Source organism: Candidatus Lokiarchaeota archaeon (genome assembly GCA_014730275.1).
Lineage (GTDB): Archaea > Asgardarchaeota > Thorarchaeia > Thorarchaeales > Thorarchaeaceae > WJIL01.
This window is the reverse complement of record WJIL01000070.1, coordinates 22,764-38,870: the sequence shown is the minus strand read 5'-3', so window position 1 is coordinate 38,870 and position 16,107 is coordinate 22,764. Positions and strand designations below refer to the sequence as shown.

16 protein-coding genes are annotated in these 16,107 nt (G+C 44.3%); 6 read left to right on the top strand and 10 right to left on the bottom strand.

Going from position 1 to position 16,107, the window contains the following annotated elements:
- On the bottom strand, positions 1-229 hold a 229-nt coding region (locus tag GF309_08315; GenBank protein ID MBD3158774.1), incomplete at its 3' end, for a hypothetical protein.
- A gap of 842 nt (positions 230-1,071) precedes the next feature.
- Here GF309_08315 and GF309_08310 point away from each other — a divergent pair.
- The 5 genes from GF309_08310 to GF309_08290 all read left to right on the top strand — a co-directional run bounded on the left by GF309_08310 (position 1,072) and on the right by GF309_08290 (position 4,813).
- Positions 1,072-1,746: a hypothetical protein gene (locus GF309_08310; protein ID MBD3158773.1), complete on the top strand. Its 675-nt coding sequence runs from the start codon at positions 1,072-1,074 to the stop codon at positions 1,744-1,746.
- A 1,180-nt stretch (positions 1,747-2,926) separates the two neighbouring features.
- Positions 2,927-3,199 (top strand): hypothetical protein, encoded by a 273-nt coding sequence (locus GF309_08305; GenBank protein ID MBD3158772.1) that lies wholly within the window; start codon positions 2,927-2,929, stop codon positions 3,197-3,199.
- A 108-nt stretch (positions 3,200-3,307) separates the two neighbouring features.
- Positions 3,308-3,640: a hypothetical protein gene (locus GF309_08300; GenBank protein MBD3158771.1), complete on the top strand. Its 333-nt coding sequence runs from the start codon at positions 3,308-3,310 to the stop codon at positions 3,638-3,640.
- A 156-nt stretch (positions 3,641-3,796) separates the two neighbouring features.
- Entirely contained in the window at positions 3,797-4,531 is a 735-nt protein-coding gene (locus GF309_08295; protein MBD3158770.1) for a hypothetical protein, read from the top strand.
- 57 nt (positions 4,532-4,588) lie between these two features.
- Positions 4,589-4,813: a PspC domain-containing protein gene (locus tag GF309_08290; GenBank protein ID MBD3158769.1), complete on the top strand. Its 225-nt coding sequence runs from the start codon at positions 4,589-4,591 to the stop codon at positions 4,811-4,813.
- Positions 4,814-4,845: 32 nt separating this feature from the next.
- Here the strand turns inward: GF309_08290 and GF309_08285 are convergent, their stop codons facing one another.
- The 3 genes from GF309_08285 to GF309_08275 form a co-directional block, all read right to left on the bottom strand.
- The gene (locus GF309_08285) at positions 4,846-5,190 is read right to left on the bottom strand and encodes a carboxymuconolactone decarboxylase family protein (GenBank protein MBD3158768.1); all 345 of its coding nucleotides are present in this window, start codon (positions 5,188-5,190) and stop codon (positions 4,846-4,848) included.
- 97 nt (positions 5,191-5,287) lie between these two features.
- On the bottom strand, positions 5,288-6,214 hold the full coding sequence (locus GF309_08280; GenBank protein MBD3158767.1) for a hypothetical protein: 927 nt from the start codon (positions 6,212-6,214) through the stop codon (positions 5,288-5,290).
- A 73-nt stretch (positions 6,215-6,287) separates the two neighbouring features.
- A complete protein-coding gene (locus tag GF309_08275) occupies positions 6,288-6,662 on the bottom strand; it encodes a cupin domain-containing protein (GenBank protein ID MBD3158766.1) in 375 nt (124 codons plus the stop codon).
- A 129-nt stretch (positions 6,663-6,791) separates the two neighbouring features.
- Here GF309_08275 and GF309_08270 point away from each other — a divergent pair, with 129 nt between their 5' ends.
- A complete protein-coding gene (locus tag GF309_08270; protein ID MBD3158765.1) occupies positions 6,792-7,577 on the top strand; it encodes an aldo/keto reductase in 786 nt (261 codons plus the stop codon).
- A gap of 40 nt (positions 7,578-7,617) precedes the next feature.
- Here the strand turns inward: GF309_08270 and GF309_08265 are convergent, their stop codons facing one another.
- The 6 genes from GF309_08265 to GF309_08240 all read right to left on the bottom strand — a co-directional run bounded on the left by GF309_08265 (position 7,618) and on the right by GF309_08240 (position 16,077).
- The gene (locus GF309_08265; protein MBD3158764.1) at positions 7,618-8,817 is read right to left on the bottom strand and encodes an acyl-CoA dehydrogenase; all 1,200 of its coding nucleotides are present in this window, start codon (positions 8,815-8,817) and stop codon (positions 7,618-7,620) included.
- Between the two features lie 159 nt (positions 8,818-8,976).
- Positions 8,977-11,238, bottom strand: a complete 2,262-nt coding sequence (locus GF309_08260; GenBank protein MBD3158763.1) for a 4Fe-4S dicluster domain-containing protein — start codon at positions 11,236-11,238, stop codon at positions 8,977-8,979.
- Complete coding sequence (locus GF309_08255; GenBank protein ID MBD3158762.1) at positions 11,235-13,400, bottom strand: FAD-dependent oxidoreductase; 2,166 nt, start codon at positions 13,398-13,400, stop codon at positions 11,235-11,237. Before GF309_08255 ends, GF309_08260 begins: the two co-directional genes overlap by 4 nt.
- 6 nt (positions 13,401-13,406) lie before the next feature.
- Positions 13,407-14,681, bottom strand: a complete 1,275-nt coding sequence (locus GF309_08250; GenBank protein ID MBD3158761.1) for an NAD(P)-binding protein — start codon at positions 14,679-14,681, stop codon at positions 13,407-13,409.
- Positions 14,668-15,534, bottom strand: coding sequence for a CoB--CoM heterodisulfide reductase subunit B (locus tag GF309_08245; protein MBD3158760.1), 867 nt, complete (start codon positions 15,532-15,534; stop codon positions 14,668-14,670). Before GF309_08245 ends, GF309_08250 begins: the two co-directional genes overlap by 14 nt.
- Positions 15,535-16,077 carry a 4Fe-4S dicluster domain-containing protein gene (locus tag GF309_08240; protein MBD3158759.1) on the bottom strand — a complete coding sequence of 181 codons (543 nt, stop codon included), beginning with the start codon at positions 16,075-16,077 and terminating at the stop codon, positions 15,535-15,537.
- Between the last annotated feature and the right edge of the window lie 30 nt (positions 16,078-16,107).

Here is a 16,107-nt window from a genome sequence, read left to right as displayed (position 1 = left end):
CGGCTACCCTCGAGACCCCTCCCGAAGGCTGTCCACGAGCTTTGTCCGGTGTCATCGGAGCATGGCTCCTCTTCCGGTTCGTAGCATCCTTCTGCTGTTGTTCAACACTGAGTGCACCAGACCTTGGGGTGTCAAGGCACTCAGAAACAGGCAGTTTTTCCGCAGCTTTTTCCACGGCAGGATCTTCATCACCCGGCTCAGCCTTGTCGCCAAAGCTGAGAAGATCCATCTGGACATGGTGAACAACCGCGAACTCCTCGTTATGTGAAGCTGACGACTTCTGGAGGAGTGAGAACTTTCTATGTTAAGATAGCAGACTCAATTCGAGGGTTTTCTCCCGATTTTCAGTGTCAATGAATCATGTCGTTGTGCTCGCGACCGGCCTACTCTGCAATATCAATGTGAGGGCAATACCGATCAAGAAGAATCCCAGAGGACCAGATGAGAGAACTAACCAACGAACATCACTTGGCGGGTTAAATCCTCCGGGCGGATTCCAAATAATCCAGTGTAGGCGATACATCACAAGTGATCCCCCAATTGCAAGAATTAATGCCCCGCTAAGGCCAAGAAGCAGCTGAATCAGATTCTTAGAACGGTAGTTCACACTAGTTCACTACATTTAAGATGATGTAATGTACTAATGAACTCTACGCCACCCATCCTTCAAATCACAGAGCAGGTTTCAATCTGTGCTTCTGTGTTGTAGATAACATCAGTGCCATTGTATGTTTACCAGTGGATGGTTGCCCAAAAGACCTATAGATATAGGAATACCTCAAGCCGTCTATTTTGCCAATATTTTATCTTGGCTATTGTACAAAACGCTGTAAAGCTGATAGTCGGTTGAGGTCTACACTCAGGCGACATCCTCTATCTCCCTTAATTCCTGTTTTCTTCCCACTTGATGGGTATTAGAGATAATTGACTCATGGACATTCACCAACAAGATAACGAATGTTGGATGTGTTCCATGACTCTCTCTCTCCCATCATAGTATTTCTTATTCTTTCGGAAGCAATTTTATCTTCAAAGGGCAAAGGAATACTGTTGATGCCCTTGAAGGTATCCTTGTCTGACCCATATGGAAGCCTTATAGAAATGCATGTGCTTTTCACCGCAACAACATCTATCATACTTTTTTCTATCCTAACAATCGGGCTCAAGTTGTTCCTCATTGTTTTGAGCTACAATATTCTATTGCCACTGTGGTCTCTCAAAGCAGGACAACCAGAATGGCTTGACATCTGGCTGTTCTGTTTTCCTCTTAGCATATTCCAGGTATTCCCCGATTGGTTCCTTGCTGCTGTGCTTAATACAATAGAATTTGAGCCGGACCCTTACATTATGATAGGCGAAGTACCAGCGTACATGGCGGGACTATGGGTGATTCCACTGTTCGCGATTATCTATCTAGGCTTACAAACTGAAAAAATACATGGAAGAAAACCCTCGCTTCTTGTTTTGTCCATCAGTTCATTGGTTGTTTTTGCGATAGCCGAGGCCACCCTTTGGATGCTGCCGGCATGGGCCGCACAAAATGTATTCACTATTGCTCATGTAGCCGCATATATTGTCCCAGCAGAGGTCTTGCTTGGAATCTCGTCATTCCTAGGCTACAAGCTCGTGCAAGGAAAACGGATGATCTATAAGATTGTTATTGGCTTTGCGGTGATGATCTTCTATTTGGGAAATGCCGCGTTCTTCTACTTCATAACTGAGCGGCTCATTATGAGCGCATTGTGAAACTTTAGAGAGTATTTGTAAAAAGTAGCTTGGTCCATTCTGAGAGAGGGGTCTGAGAAGCTTTTCCACACCTCGACCTAGTCGGGATGTGGGTAATTCGATACTTTTGGGATGCTTCTCAGAACCCCAATTTAGAATTTGACCCAAAAATCAAACATGTAGTATGACCCAGGATATCTTTCCCCTGATGGGGATCATAAGAGATTCTAATTGAGATAACTATGTTTCGTAGTCTGGACAGTGGTCGCTTTCTTCGCCTGATACGTATATCCGTTTCTTCTCACACCATAGCTGACCCTGTGCGTTTTCTTCACCTGCATATTTACAATCCGTCAGATTGTTCACCTCCGGGAATCTTATTTTTTGAGTTATATACTAGGTAATTTAGCAATAATAAAAAGAAATGGTGGCAATGCGCATTCTATAGGCATATTCGCTTAGCGATTGTGCATACTAAAGGGACATAGACAGTAAAACGCACGACAGATTGGCTTGGAAGGCTCCCTTCGCAGTCCAGCATCTAAGGCTTGGTTCTGGGGAAGTGCTGTGTGAGGGTACGAGGAGTTTCTCATCCATTTTACAGGATAGGGGTTTTTCGGAACTCGTCCTCGTCCCCACACAGGTTAGTGCAAAAAGAATTACTCAACTGAAAACCGAACCAGTCCATGCTACGCAATCAAGCTTCATAATCTGGACAGTGATCGCTTTCTTCACCAGTTACGTATATCCGTTTCTTCTCACACCAGTATTGGCCTTCCGTATTCTTTTCACCAGCATACTTACAGTCGGTCAGGTTATTCACCTCCTTCTAGGTTATAGATTTTTTATTCTTTAGACCTAAATATGGAAGATTTCAGCAATAATAAAAAGAAATGGTGGCAATGCGCATTCTATAGGCGCCTTTGATTAGCCCTTTTGCATAGTAAAATAGAATGCAATAGAATAAGCGGAACGTTGCAGATACTGAATACTGGATGTGTAGTGTGTTACCTCTACTCTTGTGAAGTGAAAAAAGTCACAGGGAATACCCATATTGAATTAGGTCCGAAAATACCTGTGAAAATCAATTGTCATGGCAAGTCTCTGCTGAAGCTTTACTTTCACGAGACTAGTGGCTGACCTTTGATGGGAACAGTTTATGTTCTTAACTGCATAGAGGGAGTAGAGGTGAACATGAAGAATGGCCTACGCGGCTGGAACTGCAGGTGCTAATGCATCCGAAGCTAATCGTAGTAGTTCGTACAGGGTGAAATTCGAAAGAGAGGAATTCCTTGGGCTTGTCAATCATGCCCAACCTGAGAGAATATACAAGACTGGGCGAATGCATTTCATTGCATTTGATGGATTTGTTATGTATACCTTCGAGTGTGAAGACGATGATTTCAGACAGCAGATATTTCACGCTATAGAATTCTCTAATCGATCATGGGAAGAAAAAGAAGGTTTTTGGTAGGACTAATCCATAAAGCCTGATTCTCCACAGACCATTGATTAGGTTATTAACGTAGCATTTAATTGCATAATCATATAATACTACATTGAAGGAAGCTGAGCATATTCCATGCGACTGAATCAGATTGAGTTAAACATTATTCGTTCATTTGGATGGGCACTCGTTGAACTCGAGTCTACCCTATTTGAGAGATACCGTGTTAGCTCCCCAAATCGTTCACTTACTACTCTAGAAGAATTCAGAAAACAGTTGCGGGAAATGGAAAGCAAAGGGTATGTATCATCTCTGAAGCTTCATGGAAAGAGAGCATACAGAAAACTGATTGTCAATGGACCCGATTCGGCAACTCTCCCCCGGAATCCGTTGGACGAGATGCATTTGGTAATTGGCAGCCTAAAAGCAAAATCAAAAGAGAATGAAGCAAATACCCACGAAGTCTGACTGATTTACCTCAAATGATCTCTGCTTGTCTTTCATTATGAGATATATGTAGACAAAAGAATCGAACTACAACTGTCACTCGAATCAACCATATTCTCAATTCTATTAGCCGAAGAGGACAAATAGTGCCGTTCCATCCCATCAGAGGGATGATTCATGGGAAGAAAACGTTTGTCAAAACGTATGTTTAGAACTTCAGGATCGAATGCTCGGCTTGAGATAGATGACGATAAAGCCAGAGAATACTATTTCGATGCCAAAATGGACGAAGAGGAGGCAAGAGAGAAAGCGTCTGAAGAAGCTGCTGAGATTCTTGATACGAGGCAGGATTCATTGAGAGTATATAGTCCTAGATTGAAGCACGATTTCTACTGCATATATGAAGCAGAAAATGAGAAGTTGTTTACCCGGGTAAGAAAGGAGGAAATTGGTGTCCAAGAACAGCTTATTGGTGCCATGATCGGCAAGGAGATTATCAAACCACGAAAAGGGAGAGATATTCCAGGAAGAGCAATCAAAGCTGAGATTGTCGAGCTATTTGCAACAGAGACGACTGTTGAATTCATTCTTGATGGTGTGACAGGTTTTGCAGCCAATACTCTTGAGAATCTCTTGACTGGGCGAGGAAAGCATCGTGTTACTTCTGCGTGGAAAAGAAAGATTACGGTCTCTCCGGGAAAATACAAGGATCTTGATGATGTGGTGAAGAGACTAGCTCGTGAAGCGAAAAAGAAACCACATGGGGCCAAGAGGGTTATTGACAACAAGCTCGATTTCAAAAAACTTCGAGGTTTCTATGTTCCAACGTATTATGTGACTGTGAAAAAAGGCAACAGAAAGATAGAACTCCGAATCAATGCTGTCAACAGGGATGTTCGAATAAATGTATAACATAGTTTCTCAGGAAGGTTTTATTATACAAGTAAAGATGAAAATACGAGGGTACAGATGACTGAGATACCACTAGCCGAAGAAGAGAGAGGAGAGCCAAAGAAGCTCTATCGTTCAAGAGATGACAAGATCATTGGGGGTGTCTGCGGCGGCATTGCTGAGTACACTGGTATTGATGCGACAATTATCCGGCTCTTGTGGGTTCTTCTTACGCTTGGTTATGGAACGGGTTTGATAATCTACATCATTCTCATGATAGTTATTCCAATGGAGCCAGAATAGGATTCAGTTCTATGTTAGTCCAAGTTGGCCCTTCACTTTTTAAGCTCGTGCCAGACCTGTAGGGCTTCTCGTAGATGGGGTATAGTTATTGACCCTCCAACAACAAGTCCCACATTGAGTGCTTCAACTAGTTCCTCATCGCTTACTCCTTCTTCATGACAACGACCAAGATGATAGCGGATACAATCATCACATCTTAGAACCAGTGAAGCTACCAATCCAAGTATTTCCTTGACATTCGAAGGTAATGCTCCATCTACATACGCTTTGTCATCAAGTGTATAGAAGCGCTTTATTTGGAGGTTAGCATATTCTAATACTACTTCATCCTGCTTAGCACGCCTTTTCTGAAATTCTTTTTCTGTTTCAAAATCCATTTTCATATCCACCGCTTCGATGTGTGTGTCTCATGGAATCATCCAAGAAGAGTACATTGGTTTGGAAGTCACCCTGCAAAATTTTGACTTCCATTTTTTATGAACGAATAATCAGGAGACCCAAGTACACCATACTAAGAAGTACTCCAAGAAGATAGGCGACATTGAAATAGAAAGAGTATGCCTCAGGCACGAAGTAGAGCAGTATAACAGTTTCTATGAGAATCACTGTTACTGAAACCAGTATCAATAGCCCCCGTTCGCCAGTCTTCAATGGTTCATCATCAAGCGAGAATGTCCGTAGCCATAGTACTACCAGAATGGCCATTAAAAAAGGAAACGGTAGTAGAACAATCGCTATAGGAAGGAGTAGTACACCGCTCAACTGATTACGGATTTCTGCTATAGATTGTTGGTACGATTTGAACTCTTCAGCATATACCTTGCCATATTCCTTCCAAATGTGGGATTGATAACCTTTCCAAAGTGAGTGACGAATCCTGCCCACGCGTTCTTTGAGTTCATCGACGAATCCCTTGTCAAACTCCGGTTGGTACCGAGCCCGAATTGCAGGAATAATATACACAGAAAGAATCAAGGACCAGATACCAAGTATTGCACCCAAGTCCTCCAATAGGCCAAAGGTGCCAGCAAGTGTAGATCCACCAACTAGTTTGTAGATGGGATAAGCTCCAACCGAGAGCATTAGAACACCAACGAGAATTCGTATGGCTTTGGCGCGGCGTTTACTGCCTTTAACAAAGCCAGATGCAAAGGAGAACAGGAATGAGCAGACTGTTGCAAATGTAAGCATTATTCCCACCCCGCTCAAGAAGCGCATGACCACCCCAGACAATAGGCTTGGTAATAGCATAATTGGAGCCATAATGAGGGCTGAGAAACTCCAATTATTCAGCCACATCATGTAGAGGAACGGGAATAGGCCCAATACCAGGGCAGTAAGGTAACTGACTGACGGGTGCTCAGATACGTACTTGCCTATATTTTGAAGTTGGCCTGACATGATCTACATCATTCCGTTACACAATAGGTACTGGTATTTGATGTCAAAAGTACTTGCAATTACTTGGGATTCATTAAGATTCTACAAGTTCTTCGGCATCTGGAGTCCAAGCTGGAAACACGATACATAGAAACTCTAATCTCTCAGAACTCCTGTTTTCGATATACTGAACTCCCTCTGGTGGAATGTACACCGCATCACCTTCTTGTACATTCGCCGCCTTGTCGTCGATGTGCATTACACCACGCCCCGAAAGAATATAGTACACCTCCGAAGCTTCAAAGAATCTGTGTGGTTTTGAAGTTTCACCAGGATCTAGCATTGCATGAGCAAGGCTATATCCCAGTTTCACTTCACGTTCTTCGTGATGAGGGTTCAACAGCTCACGGATAGTGGTTCCATCAAGCCCCTCGATTCTTTCACAATTATCTAGACGCTTTATCAGCAATATTGATCACAATCCACCCAACAAGGTTTTGGACATAAGGAGTCATAAACATGATGCGACTAGTGAGGGTTATTTAAGGATAAATATAGTTAAGAATCATTAGGGGTGAACAAGATGTCAGAGACTGAAATACCGAGAATTGGACTGGGAACTTGGCAGAATACGGATTCGGAGAAGTGTGTAGAAAGCGTTATCCATGCTCTTGATATGGGATATAGACATATAGATACTGCGCAGTTTTATGGAAACGAAGATTTCGTTGGGAAGGGAATAAAGCAGTCAAGTGTTCCTCGTGACGAAATTTTCCTTGGAACAAAAGTATGGATTAATTCATTGGGCCCAGAAAAAGTCAAGGAAAGTACCGAAGAAAGCTTGAAGAGGCTTCAGCTCGATTATATTGACATTCTCTACGTACATTGGCCTGCTGGCGAATATGAGCCTAGAAGTACATTGGCAGCTTTTGAAGAGCTTGTGGAGAAAGGCATAGTTCGGAATATTGGAGTCAGTAATTTTACCCCCGACCTATTGGATGAGGCCTTGAAACACACAGAGAAGGAGATCATAGCCAATCAGGTAGAGATGCACCCATGGCTGCAACAGGAAGAGATGCGCAAGTATCTACAGAAACGCAATATGAAACTGGTAGCATACTCTCCTCTTGCAAGGGGGGAAGTTATGGAGAATGAAACATTGCGAGAGATTGCAGACAAATACAGCGCCACCCCGGCACAAATCAGTTTAGCTTGGCTTCTTAGCTATGATATTGTATACCCGATTCCTAAGGCAACTAGTGAAAGGCACATCAAAGAGAACTATGAAGCATTAGATATTCAGCTTAATCAAGCCGATATTGACACCATAGAGGAAATAGAGACACAGAAACGGCTCATCTCACCGTCTTTCGCACCTTTCTGAAGGGCAGGGGGGTTGTCGCTTTTCTGAGCACTGCGGATTCCTACTCGAAATCTGGGGCGCCCTTCGTGCCCCAGGACGGTATTTCCTCCATAGCTGGGTCATAACCATCTAACACATGCCTTCCGAGAATCAAACGTTGTATTTCAGATGTACCCTCGTATATCTGATACAGCTTCGCATCCCGGAATAGCTTCTCAAGAGGATATGTATCGATATATCCGTAGCCACCGTGTATCTGTAAAGCCTCACTAGCGATTTCCATAGCGGCATCAGTAGCATATGCTTTTGCAACACTAGCAGGAACAGTAGAGTCTCCGGTAGTATCTGCCGCCCAAGCTGCCTTCAAGTACAGGTTCCGTGAGGCCTCAATTTTCATGAACATTTCCGCAAGTTTGAACTTGATAGATTGGAACTCTTTGAGTTTCTTCGTAAACGCCTCTCTTTTGGTAGTGTAATCACGAGCATATTCCATGGCTGCCCTTGCAAGCCCAGTTGCAAAAGCTGCGATAGCTGGGCGTGTCTTTGCGAAGGTTTGCATAGCAATCAAGAAACCCATGCCTTCTTTTCCCAGAAGGTTTTCGGCAGGAACCTCAGCGTCCCGCAGCATAATAGAGGATGTTACGGATGCCCTGTGACCCATCTTCTCGACAGGACGGCCAGTTGACACCCCAGAAGTATCAGCCTCCACAATGAAGGCACAAAGTGCCTTATGACGTTTCTCAGGATTCAAACTTGCGAATACAGTGAAATAGTCAGCGTGTGGAGCGTTAGTAATCCAAAACTTGGAACCGTTCAGTACGTATATGTCACCTTGTTTCTCTGCTCTCGTCTGAATGCCAGCAACGTCGCTACCCATGTATGGCTCACTACATGCAAATGAGATAAACTTCAGATTCTCCGTCAGCGGGCGCAAATACTGCTCCTTTTGTTCCTCAGTACCGGCAACTAGAATGGGCTCCAAACCCAGATTGTTAACATAAATGCTAGTCGTCATGCCTGGACAAGCGGCCGCCATTTCTTCAACAACAAGACACTGATCCACCACACCCATACCCGCTCCACCATACTCTTCAGGTACATTCAGGTTCATGAGGCCAACCTCCCAGCTTTTCTGGATGATGGGCAACGGAAACTCTCCAGTTTTGTCATAATGGTGAGCATAAGGCAACATGTAATTCTGCGCAAAGGCCCTAGCTTTCTCCCGCAGTTCCACCTGGTCTTCTGTCAGACTGAAATCAATCAAGCCGCTATCACTCCGATATTGGTATTTACGTTAGGAGTGTAAGTATAAGTGCGTTATTGCCCCGCTGTTGCTAAGTACTACAGGACGAAATCAGTTGTGGGGAATCGTATAGAGATAGGATAGTTTCCTCTAACTAATACTTCTGGGTCACTAATCCTATGCCTTCGACTTGATTTGCTGGACAACATCGGGTAGATTCCATTTCAGTTCCAAGTCAAGAGCGCCCCCTTCTGGTCCCGGACATCGTCTCACACAAGTTCGACACGCCACACACAGCCAGAGATCAATATCTACCTTCCCGAAGCCGGGAACTTTTTTCTCTAATGTAATGTCTGTAACGGGTTTCTGCTTAGCAAGGTTGCGGACTGTTCGATAAAACCGCGCCTTATTGGAAGGAAGAGTGTCAAGTTCCTCATCTGAAAATTCGAACATCTGGGGGGCCTCAATTATAGGCAATAACTCAATTGCGTCCTCGGGACATGAAATTTCACAGGATTTACAGCCAACACATCTCGCCATATTCCAGTGGATATTGCCAAATCCCAGTAAAGGAGCATAACCCATCTGATCTCTGTAATCATCCATGACAGAGGGAACATCAATATCCACGAGATCCTCAATAGTCACTTTGGGCCGAGTGCTAGGAATCTTGGCTCTTGTACGGTAGGCAAGAGAGACAGCAGACTTGATTTTATCTTCCACACCCTCCAATATTTCTGCACCAATAACAGATCCCCCCACTTCAATGGTGGACATTTTTTCACGGGCCTTAGAGAATGAGTCCAATGAATTTGTTAAGCGGCCAATATCCTTCGCAGTCAAGTCTTTCATAATTTCTTGAATCTGTTCACGGGCCAATGCCAACTCAGATGCTAAGCTTGTAACGGTTCGCATTGTTTTCTCTGCTTCATTAGGAGTTCTGGGTACATCATATAGCACATATCCATTCCGTTCTCCGGCTAATGTCAATAGCTCATCTTTCTTCATGCGCAGAAGGTGGCTAAATACTCGGTCTTGAGGAATTTTTGTTCTTTCAGCCAATTCCTCCGCATTCATAGCCCCCAGTTCACGAATCAGGATAAGGAGTGTGCCACGTTCTAGCTCATTCTCCAAGTAGTTCGACATCATGCGTTTGTATACTTCTTCATCCAGTTGTTCGCCGTATACATTAAGTCCCGACACAAGGTTTGGACCCTTTTCCAAGGTAATCTTCAATCTGAAACGGGCAAAAGCCTCAAGACCAGCAGAAACAAGCAAACGGAGGTCTTTAGATTCATCGGCCGAGCTAGAAGATAGTAATGATTCGGTGACTTCATCAAGTAATTCTCTTAAACGGTTCGTCGAGTCTGATAGAGTTGTTTCATCATATTCTCCGAGCACTTGAAGGGTCTCTAGAAGTGGTTCCATCCTCTTAACAGCTTCATTCAGCGTCTCTTGTTGTTTATCTCCAACAGATCGAGATAGAGAACGCAATTGCTGCAAAAGCCGTTTCATAACCAAGGTAGTATCTGGTGTTTCTTCCAAAACAAGCGAAAAAACAGGGGCGTTCCCTTCGAGACCCACCATTTCGGCTTCTCCACGCTGAACTACAGATACCATTGCTTGCTGAACATGACGCGATGGGACTCTCATGATATCGGCAAGTTCAACAACTGTTTTGGAACCGGTATTCCTCAATACGAATACCAAGACTCCCCGAATCAGTTCGTCATAGATATTGGTTTTGAGTAATTCCTCAAATCTTTCTTGACTTATTCGATTATCGGCAAAAGCCCGCTTGACTTGGGCGGTTGTCCGGAGCAAGGGACTATACCGGACCTGCCTGGCAAGGCTCTGAATACTTTCTAAGGCTTGTTCAGAATCTGAGTCCATATCATCCCGAAGCTTCTCCATCGATTCAACTATTGCTGCGATATCTTTCTGTGATTTTTCTGCCGCCTTCTTAGAATCTTCCACAAGTTGTTCCACAATTGGTTCTATTTCCTTGAGAACCTCAAGAATGGAGCCGAGTCTTGCGTCTATATCAATATCAGGGGATTTGCTCGTGTCCTGTTCCACATCTTCTGTTGGGCCTTTCTTCTCCTCCAACAATTGAAGCAATTCGGTAAGAGGTTCAGATACGTGAACATCTAGGGCATTAGTGATGTTGTCAATAGATTCCTCAAGGATACCTTTGTCCTCTATTCTCTCAACGAGTTCGTTTTTCTTAGCTCGTTCCAAAAACTCATGATAGTACGCTTCGGGGAAGCTCAGTATATCTTCAGTAAGAGGCTCCATTTTGGACTTGAGTTCCGCAATGGCTTCATTCACTCGACTTATTGGAATCGCTGACTCTTCTTTGAGACCACCAAGAGCCATCACCATGTCCATCATGCGGCGACGCTTGGGGGCCATATTTTCAAGTTCTATCTTGCTCATTCGCTAACCTCCAACCATTGGCCTGCTTCTCCTTTATGAACCGGAGTGGGCCCCAATTCTTCAGCCCGTCTTGCCATTTCAGCCACAGCTTCAGTAAATCGGTTTGGTTCCGCACTAAACATCCTAAACATTTCCACCCGGTCAGGGTTCCAACCAATTGCAGCTAGAATCTCTTTAGCAACATCCACTTGTACTTGAGCAATTTCGTTAGCCGTACCACCCATGTGACATCTGTCAGTTTCACAAGCAGCAATCATTACCGTACTCGCACCGTATTCTAGTGCCCTGAACAAATCGATAATCGAAATCCGTCCTGCACAGGGAACGGGTACGAGACGGGTACTAGGTGAATATTCCATACGGTTAGTACCTACAATATCAATTGTTGATACAGCACATTCTTCACAATGAAAACAAAGCGTGACTCCGTTATCCGGTCCCACATCTCGCAGGATTTCTTCCATCTGCGACCATAACTGTTGATTGCTCAGGAAATTAAGTTGAGTCGCTTCAGAAGGACAAAGACTTTGACAAACACCACATGCATGGCAATTCAATGTATCAATTGCAGCTTTGAACAGGATTTTCTCACCTTCAGCATCCAGTTCAGCCTCTTCTGGATCCTGTTCAATCATCAGCGGTACACCTCGAGGGCACTCTTGAGCACACAAACTACAACCAATACACTCGTCAACATCGAGAACGGCGCCCCGCGCGAGTTTCTCTATATGACCACCTCTGAGCTCATTGTGAAGAACCATCGAGGCAGCTTGTGCATCAGTTATTGTTTCGAAAACAAAATGCGGGCCGGTCGCGCCTCCTACAGCTACAACCCCTCTTCTGTGAGTTTCTGTTTTTCGCAGTTTGCCATATAGCTCTTGGATATATCCGTCGTCTTCAATCTCGTAACTAAGTGTCTCAGCGAATTTCTCTAGACCCTCAGATGGGAGAATAGCTGATGATAGAACAACCAAATCAGGGTTCAACTGGAAGTACTTATCGAGCAGCGAATCGTATATTCTGACACGGGTCTCATCCTCTTCCTCCCAGATCATGCTTATACGACCACGGATGTAATCCACGCCTTTTTCCCTTGACTCTTTGTATATCATTTCATGTTCGAAAGGTACTCGAATATCCATGTATACGATATGGACTTCGATATCTGGAGATGCTTTCAGGAGCTGAAGTGCATTATCAATTGCAAAAGTACAACAAAGTTTGCTGCAGTCTGATTTGTACTTCTCGTCTCTACTTCCAACACACTGGACCATTACTACTTCTTTCACATCGCCGCCATCAGAAAGGCGCTGAAGTTCCCCTTCTGACAACATACAGGAAAGCTCGTATTGCGTAATAACATCGGGATTCTTTCCGTATCGATATTCATCCATCATCGAGGGTTTGAACTCTCGAAATCCTGTGGCAAGAACAATAGCTGAGGTCTTGATACAATCTTCTTCACCATTGATAGAATAGCAAACCTCGAAATCGCCCATCTCACCTTCAAAGAAAAGAACACGTGTATTAGTCATGATGTCTATTTGGGCGTGTTTCTTTACGGCTTCGAGACGGCTTGCAATGACTTCCGCCCCTGTTTTTTGTGTCGGCGCTACGACTGGAAGATTCCTAACGTGGCCACCAAGTTCCTCTTCCTTCTCGATAATCGTTACATCATATCCCAGACTGGCCAGATTCAAAGCGGATTCCATGCCTGCAATACCGCCACCAATAACGACTACATGCGAAGATATGTCCTTTGTCTCAGCATACAGTGGTATAGATAGAGAAGCTAATGAGGCTCCTCCTCGAATCATATCAATAGATTTCTCTGTGGCCAAGTCGGTATCCGAATGAACCCATGCTGAGTGTTCGCGGATATTCACATACGTAATCAATGACGGGTCTTTGCCCGCAGATTTAAGATGGTTGTCTATATGTGGTTTGAGTTTTTGACTGGTACAAGCTGCAACTACCAATCTTCTGTCATCGTTGTTTAGCAGTTCCTCTATTCTATCCAGACCCTCTTCCTGACATAGTGAATCATGAACCTCAACTGATGAAACTATCTCAGACTCCTCAATTTCAGTGATCATCCTTTCGTAGTCTAAATCAAGCTCTTTGCCGCAGGTGCAGAGAACAACGTTCACTTCATTAGTCATAGTTTATCACATCCTCTCTTGGAGTATTTTGCTAGCTACAGCTCGTGCTTGGGTAACGCTTTCAGGTACTTCAGCAGGGCCAATTGCTCCCCCACAGGCATATACATGGTCACCAGCTACGACTTCAGTATCAAGAAGATTAGCAGGGCTTACGTAGCCGCTTGCAGACTCAAGACCCAGTTCCTCAATCATTTTGGTCATGCCAGTAGACGGCTCGAGTGCAGACGAGAGTACAAGTAGATCTACATTCGTTTTGAAATACTTGTCAAGAAGTGAATCATACAGAGTAATATCAAGCGTTCCATCTTCAAGCGGGGTGACCTCACTGACCCTTCCACGAGTAAATTCTACCCCCGCTTCTCGTGCCTCACGATAGTATCGTTCATGTCTATCATAAGTTCGAATATCCATATAGACAACAGAAACATCCGTTCCGTTTCTTTCACGTCGTATGATATTCGCATGTTTAAGAGCAAATACACAACAAATCTTGGAGCAGAATGGATGATAATTTTCATCTCTGCTTCCCACACACTGAACCATGAGAAGTCTTCTGACCTGAGCTCCATCGGATGGGCGCACTAAGGCTCCATGAGAGGGGCCATTCGGATCTAGAGTTTTGGCCAATTCGAGTTGAGTGATGACATTGGAATACTGACCGTACCCGTATTCATCAATCTGATTTGGTTTCATTTCTTGATAACCTGTTGCTATGACGATATCAGATACGGTGAGGGTGGTTTCGGTTGACTCTGCATTCAAATCAATGGCTCCCGTGGGGCATTCCTCTTCAGCTTTGGAACTTCCTTCATCTTCTTTTTCAGGATTGAATATGACTGACTGAGGTTGACATTGAGGGGATAAGAGGGAGAATGCATCGGAGAGTTCAGTGCATGCACCACACATAGTACACTTCTTAGGATCTACATATTGTGGACCCTGTTTCAATCTGATTTCAAAGGAACCTGGTTCCCCATTTAGTTCTTCTATCTCGGTATCTACCCGTAAATCGATATTTGGCTGGTCGAGTAGCGCACTACGATAGAAGCATTTTCTTATTCCGGGCCGAGACCGATTGCTTTCGAAACAATAGAAACAATCATCAGTTGGAAATGCTTTGTAAAGATTTAGCGCATTGCCGCCCACACTAGTTTCGCGGTCAACAAGTACAGTCTCAACTCCCGAATCAGCCAACTCAACAGCAACCGTAAGGCCTGCAACGCCCGCCCCTATTACCAGCACCGGATCAGACATCTCAGATTTCACCTTATTTGGAGACATGCTCTAGTATTGGTTCAGCAGGTACCCTGTTTAGATACAGACCGATTTCATCCTCACTGAGCCCCATCGCAAGCCCAAGAATCTGTGGATAATGCAAAATAGGAATATTATACTCCTCGCCATATGTATTCTTCAAATCTAGTTGCTGAAGGTCCAATTGATTGCCACAAGCGGGACAGACAACTGTGGCAAATTGGGCTCCCGCGTCCTTCATCGATTTCAGTTTATCACGAGCGAGCCGTATTGCGAGTGGTTCATCTACTGGAAGGACTGTTGCACCGCAGCACTGTTTCCAAAGGGGGTATTCAATGACTTCGGCTCCCGTTACTGCGACGAGGTCCTTCAGGATTTCAGGCCTGAATTCGGTAACGTCCTTGGGTCTGAGTAGATGGCAACCATAGTGTATCGCTATTCCTACGCCGTCTAATGGGTTTGTTATATTCTCTTTGATGCGGTCAATACCTATGTCAGTGTACAGCGCTTCCACAAAATGGCGGGGTTTTGCATCACCGGTGAATTCAAGTCCCTCTGATGCCAACTCAGCATTCACCATCTCAACATAATCTTCGTTATGCCTCAGATGATAATAGACATCCTTCAAAGAACCAAAACACCCATTGCAGGGCGTTACAATATCATTTCCATTCTTATCCGCAATAGCCAAAGTACGGGCATTGACCTTCAACCATCCCTCATAGTCAATTGCCCTAAGATTAGGACTTCCACAGCAGGCTACTCCCTCCATATACTTCAGTTCCATATCAAAGCTATCAGCCACCCTCAGCATAGAAGCTTCATAATTGGGGTAATTTGCGGGTACGCTACATCCAGCATAGAGATTGTATTCGGGCATTTAGTCATCCTCCCCTAACATTCTGCCAGTTCTAGATTTCTTTAGCATATTTCGAACTTCTTCAGTTTGAAGACCTGGTAGACTCGGCTCAAGGCCAAGGTCTTCACGCTCCCAATCCGCCGTGATAACATACAGTTGACCTTGTTCGACGAGCTCCTTGCCTAACTCTGCCACATTTGGAGGTATTCGACCTTCCTCCGCAGCCAGATTCTTGCAATCAAACAAGATATCCGTAACGCGAACATTCTGGGGACATCGTTCTTGGCACTCAAAACAAGTAAGACACAACCATATTTCGTCTGAAGCCAATACTTCCTTTCTCATGCCAAGTAGGATCATGCGTACCAACTGATGGGGTTTATAGTCCCAAGAGTTGGCAATAGGACATGCCGCTGTGCATGTAGAACATGCAAAACATGCTCCAAGTTCTTCACCATTCGGCATACTGTGGATTTCTTCACGGAAATCTCGATCTAATTCCGAGAGTTCTATGGGATCAACAAGTGTGACCGGTGGAACAGTCTTCTCTTCCGTTTTCGCCATTTGGGATACACCTAGTAATATACTAGACGA

Bases quoted from the DNA above. Each gene is read 5' to 3' on its own strand.
- GF309_08305 (MBD3158772.1), top strand. From the start codon at position 2,927: ATGGCCTACGCGGCTGGAACTGCAGGTGCTAATGCATCCGAAGCTAAT.
- GF309_08300 (MBD3158771.1), top strand. From the start codon at position 3,308: ATGCGACTGAATCAGATTGAGTTAAACATTATTCGTTCATTTGGATGG.
- GF309_08295 (MBD3158770.1), top strand. From the start codon at position 3,797: ATGGGAAGAAAACGTTTGTCAAAACGTATGTTTAGAACTTCAGGATCG.
- GF309_08290 (MBD3158769.1), top strand. From the start codon at position 4,589: ATGACTGAGATACCACTAGCCGAAGAAGAGAGAGGAGAGCCAAAGAAG.
- GF309_08285 (MBD3158768.1), bottom strand. From the start codon at position 5,190: ATGGATTTTGAAACAGAAAAAGAATTTCAGAAAAGGCGTGCTAAGCAG.
- GF309_08280 (MBD3158767.1), bottom strand. From the start codon at position 6,214: ATGTCAGGCCAACTTCAAAATATAGGCAAGTACGTATCTGAGCACCCG.
- GF309_08260 (MBD3158763.1), bottom strand. From the start codon at position 11,238: ATGAGCAAGATAGAACTTGAAAATATGGCCCCCAAGCGTCGCCGCATG.
- GF309_08255 (MBD3158762.1), bottom strand. From the start codon at position 13,400: ATGACTAATGAAGTGAACGTTGTTCTCTGCACCTGCGGCAAAGAGCTT.
- GF309_08250 (MBD3158761.1), bottom strand. From the start codon at position 14,681: ATGTCTCCAAATAAGGTGAAATCTGAGATGTCTGATCCGGTGCTGGTA.
- GF309_08245 (MBD3158760.1), bottom strand. From the start codon at position 15,534: ATGCCCGAATACAATCTCTATGCTGGATGTAGCGTACCCGCAAATTAC.
- GF309_08240 (MBD3158759.1), bottom strand. From the start codon at position 16,077: ATGGCGAAAACGGAAGAGAAGACTGTTCCACCGGTCACACTTGTTGAT.